This window comes from Thermodesulfobacteriota bacterium (assembly GCA_036482575.1).
Classification (GTDB): Bacteria; Desulfobacterota; GWC2-55-46; order GWC2-55-46; family JAUVFY01; genus JAZGJJ01.
The window spans coordinates 1-3,563 of the sequence record JAZGJJ010000011.1 but is presented as its reverse complement, the minus strand read 5'-3'; the positions used below and the strand labels follow the sequence as shown (position 1 = coordinate 3,563).

Annotated in this window: 4 protein-coding genes; all 4 read right to left on the bottom strand. The window is 61.4% G+C overall.

Annotated elements, in window-relative coordinates; all coding sequences use genetic code 11:
• Window positions 1-108 precede the first annotated feature (108 nt).
• A complete protein-coding gene (locus V3W31_00410; protein MEE9613400.1) occupies window positions 109-885 on the bottom strand; it encodes a tetratricopeptide repeat protein in 777 nt (258 codons plus the stop codon).
• 38 nt (window positions 886-923) lie between these two features.
• Window positions 924-2,219, bottom strand: a complete 1,296-nt coding sequence (locus tag V3W31_00405; protein ID MEE9613399.1) for a folylpolyglutamate synthase/dihydrofolate synthase family protein — start codon at window positions 2,217-2,219, stop codon at window positions 924-926.
• A gap of 32 nt (window positions 2,220-2,251) precedes the next feature.
• Window positions 2,252-3,094 (bottom strand): acetyl-CoA carboxylase, carboxyltransferase subunit beta, encoded by an 843-nt coding sequence (gene accD, locus V3W31_00400; GenBank protein MEE9613398.1) that lies wholly within the window; start codon window positions 3,092-3,094, stop codon window positions 2,252-2,254.
• A gap of 164 nt (window positions 3,095-3,258) precedes the next feature.
• Window positions 3,259-3,563 (bottom strand): geranylgeranylglyceryl/heptaprenylglyceryl phosphate synthase (locus V3W31_00395; GenBank protein ID MEE9613397.1); only part of this gene is annotated, 305 nt, incomplete at its 5' end.

Here is a 3,563-nt window from a genome sequence, read left to right as displayed (position 1 = left end):
AGGTTATGCACGGCGTCCGCAAAGCCGGGCAGGAGGCGTATCGCGGTCCGGAACTCCGATATGGCCTCGTCGGTGCGGCCGAGCTTCAAGTAGACTATCCCGAGGCCGTTATGGGCAGGCGCGAAGTCGGGGTTGAGCCTTATTGGCCTCCCTGTACTCTCTAACGGCATCGTCGGTGCGTCCGAGGTCGTCGTAGGCTATCCCGAGGTTGCTATGGAACTCCGCACTGTCGGGCTTCAGCCTGAGCGCGGCCATGTACTCCGCCGCGGCCTCGTCCACGCGGCCCATTTCCCTGTAGGCGTTCCCGAGGTTAAGGCGTATGTCGGCCTGCGCGGGGTCGATCTTAAGCGCCTCCCTGTACTCCTCCGCGGCCTCCTCCGGGAACCCCATTCCCCTGTAGGCGTTACCGAGGTTAAGGCGGGCGCCTACGGAGCCGGGTTTAAGGTTCAGGGCCTCTATGTACTCGGCCACGGCTTCCTCCGGGCGGCCCATGGCTTTGTATGCGGCCCCGAGGTTACTGTGCGCCTCGGCGTAGCCGGGATATATTCCTATGGCCGCTCTGTACTCTCTAACGGCTTTGTCCATCCGGCCCTGCGTATAGTAGACGTATCCGAGGTTATTGTGGGCCACCTCGTCCCGGGGATTAAGAGCCAACGCCTTCTCGAACTCCGCCACCCCCTCATCCACCCGGTCGCTGCTGAGGTATACATTCCCGAGGTTGGTATGCCCCCTTGAGTTGGCGGGGCCCCTGGCGACTACGTCCTCCCAGAACGTCCGCTCGTTTTCGAATACAAAGTTCCGTTTGTACGTGGCGGCACCGAGGAGTATAAGAACGGCAAGCAGCAGATAGCATGAAGCCGGGAAGAAGGCCCCTTGTACTCCCACCTTTCCGCGGTATGTCCCCCCCGTTTTCCCCATCCCGCTCAGTTCCGCCTCTCCATGTACCTCCTCGCCTCTCCCACGGTGAAGACCGAGCCCGTTACGCATACCGTGCCGTTGCGCCCGGCCTCGGCAAGGGCGGCCCTTACGGCACCGGAAACCCTCTTCCTCGTAACCACCCTGCCCGGATAGTCCCGGAGTTCTTGTTTAAGGGTCCCGGTCCCCGCGGCCCTCTCTATACCGGGGCTCGTGAGGACTACGGTGGAGGCAAGGGGGGAGAGGGTGCCCGTTATCCCCGCTATGTCCTTATCGGCCATAACGCCGAGGACGAGAATCAGCCTCTTGAAGCCGAGTCCTTCGAGGGTCTCCTTCAATGCCAGAGCGGCGGCGGGGTTATGGGCGGAGTCGAGTATCACCGTGGGTCTCCTCCCGGCTACTTCGAACCTTCCGGGCCAGACCGTACGGCCAAGCCCCCTCCTTACGGCCCCCTCGGGTATATCGAAGCCGCGCTCCCTTAGAAGCTCGATCGTCTTTAACGCGCACGCGGCGTTCTTCAACTGGTGGGGACCGGCGAGGTTGAGTGAAAGCCCGTTAAGCCGCAGTTGGCCGCGATAGTCGAAACCACCTGAGGGGGGGGACGAAGCGGAGACGCCGAACTCGCGGCCCATAAGATAGAGCGGCGCGCCTCTCTCCCTTGAGATGCCCTCTATAGACTTGAGCGCGTCCGCCCCCTCCCCCCCCTCTACGGCCGATACGACCGGAACGCCCTCCTTTATTATCCCCGCCTTTTCACGCGCTATATCCTTGAGGCTGCTTCCCAGATGCCGCGTGTGGTCCATTGCCACGTTGGTTATTACGGATACGAGCGGCGTTACGACGTTGGTCGCGTCCCACCTTCCCCCCATGCCCACCTCCAGCACCGCCGCGTCGACCTTTTTCTCCCTGAACCGCTCGAAGGCCATCGCCGTGGTGAACTCGAAGAAGCTCGGCGGCATGATGCCGCCCGACTTGATGGAACCGAGGGCCATCCTGACCGAGGCGGCGGCGCGGACGACCTCTCTATTCGCTACCTCTTCGCCGTCTACCCTTATACGCTCGTTGAACCTTACAAGGTGGGGGGAGGTATAAAGGCCCGTTTTAAAACCGGCCTCCCTCAATACCGCTTCCATCATGGCCGCGGTGGAGCCCTTGCCGTTGGTGCCGCCTACGAGTATGGACGGGTAGGCGGCCTCGGGGGAACCCATCGCTGAAAGGAGCGCCTCGATGCGTTCGAGTCCGGGCTTTATACCGAGGGCTTCGAGCCCGTAGATGTATCGGATGGTCTCGCGATAGGAAGGCATCTGGCAAGTGATGCGGCCGGGAAGAAGGCCCTTTACTCGCTTAAGAGAGAGAGCAGCCTTGAGAGGACGTCCTTCATGTTCTTCCTCTCGACTATTATATCCACCATGCCGTGCTCCAGGAGGTACTCGGACCTCTGGAAGCCTTCCGGCAGCTTCTCTCCTATGGTCTGCTCTATGACCCTCGGGCCGGCGAACCCGATAAGCGCCTTTGGCTCGGCCACTATTATGTCGCCGAGCATGGCGAAGCTGGCGGTGACCCCCCCGGTGGTGGGGTCGGTGAGTACGGATATGTAGGGAAGCCCCTCTTCCTTCAGCCTGCCGACGGCGGTAGAGGTCTTTGCCATCTGCATGAGCGAGAGTATGCCCTCCTGCATCCTGGCCCCCCCCGACGAGGAGAATACGATAACGCCGCACCTCTCGGCGACTGCGCTCTCGACGAGCCTGGCTATCTTCTCCCCGACGACCGAGCCCATGCTCCCGCCCATGAACGAGAACTCGAAGGCCGCGAGCATCACCTTACGGCCGTTTATAAGCCCCTCGCCGGAGACGAGCGCGTCCTTTGCGCCGGTCTTCTTCTGCGTGGCCTTGAGCCTGTCCCTGTAGCGCTTAAGGTCCTTGAAGTCGAGCGCGTCGGTGGCCTCTACCTCCCGGTCGTGCTCAACGAACGTCCCCTCGTCTATGACGGTCCTTATCCTGGCGGCCGCGGAGATCCTGAAGTGGTAGTCGCACTTGGGGCATACCTCGAGGTTCCGCTCGACCTCTTTTTTATATATTATCTCCCCGCAGTGGTCGCACTTGACCCACAGCCCCTGAGGGACCTTTACGGTCTTTCCCTCCCCCTTGCCCGACAGAAAACCCTTTTTAAACCATATCATAGGCTTTTATCCCCGAACGTATACGTCCCACGGTTTTACCACAAATCGGCCCGGCTTTCCATCCTATACGTTCTAACGGAACTTATCCCGTCCTCCATATGTTGTAAAGAAGGTCGTTCGGAAAAAACACGCGGTATGGGCCGCCGCGCGGACCGGTGCGCGGACTAAGGCCGCTTCATGGCGGCCTTTATCCTGCCGACGAACCTACCCACCTTTTGAGGCGCCTTCTTTACGTCCGTAGCGGCTTGAATGACGTTTACGACCGCACTCCCCACGACCACCCCGTCCGCCGAGCGCGAGACCCTGCGGGCCTGTTCGGGCGTGGATATGCCGAAGCCCACGCTCACCGGGAGCTTCGTAAAACGCCTTACCTTCTTTACCGAATCCTCTACGCTCGCCGCCGCCCCGGCCCTCGCCCCGGTCACGCCGGCGACACTGACGTAGTAGATAAAGCCCGAGGCGCTCCGGG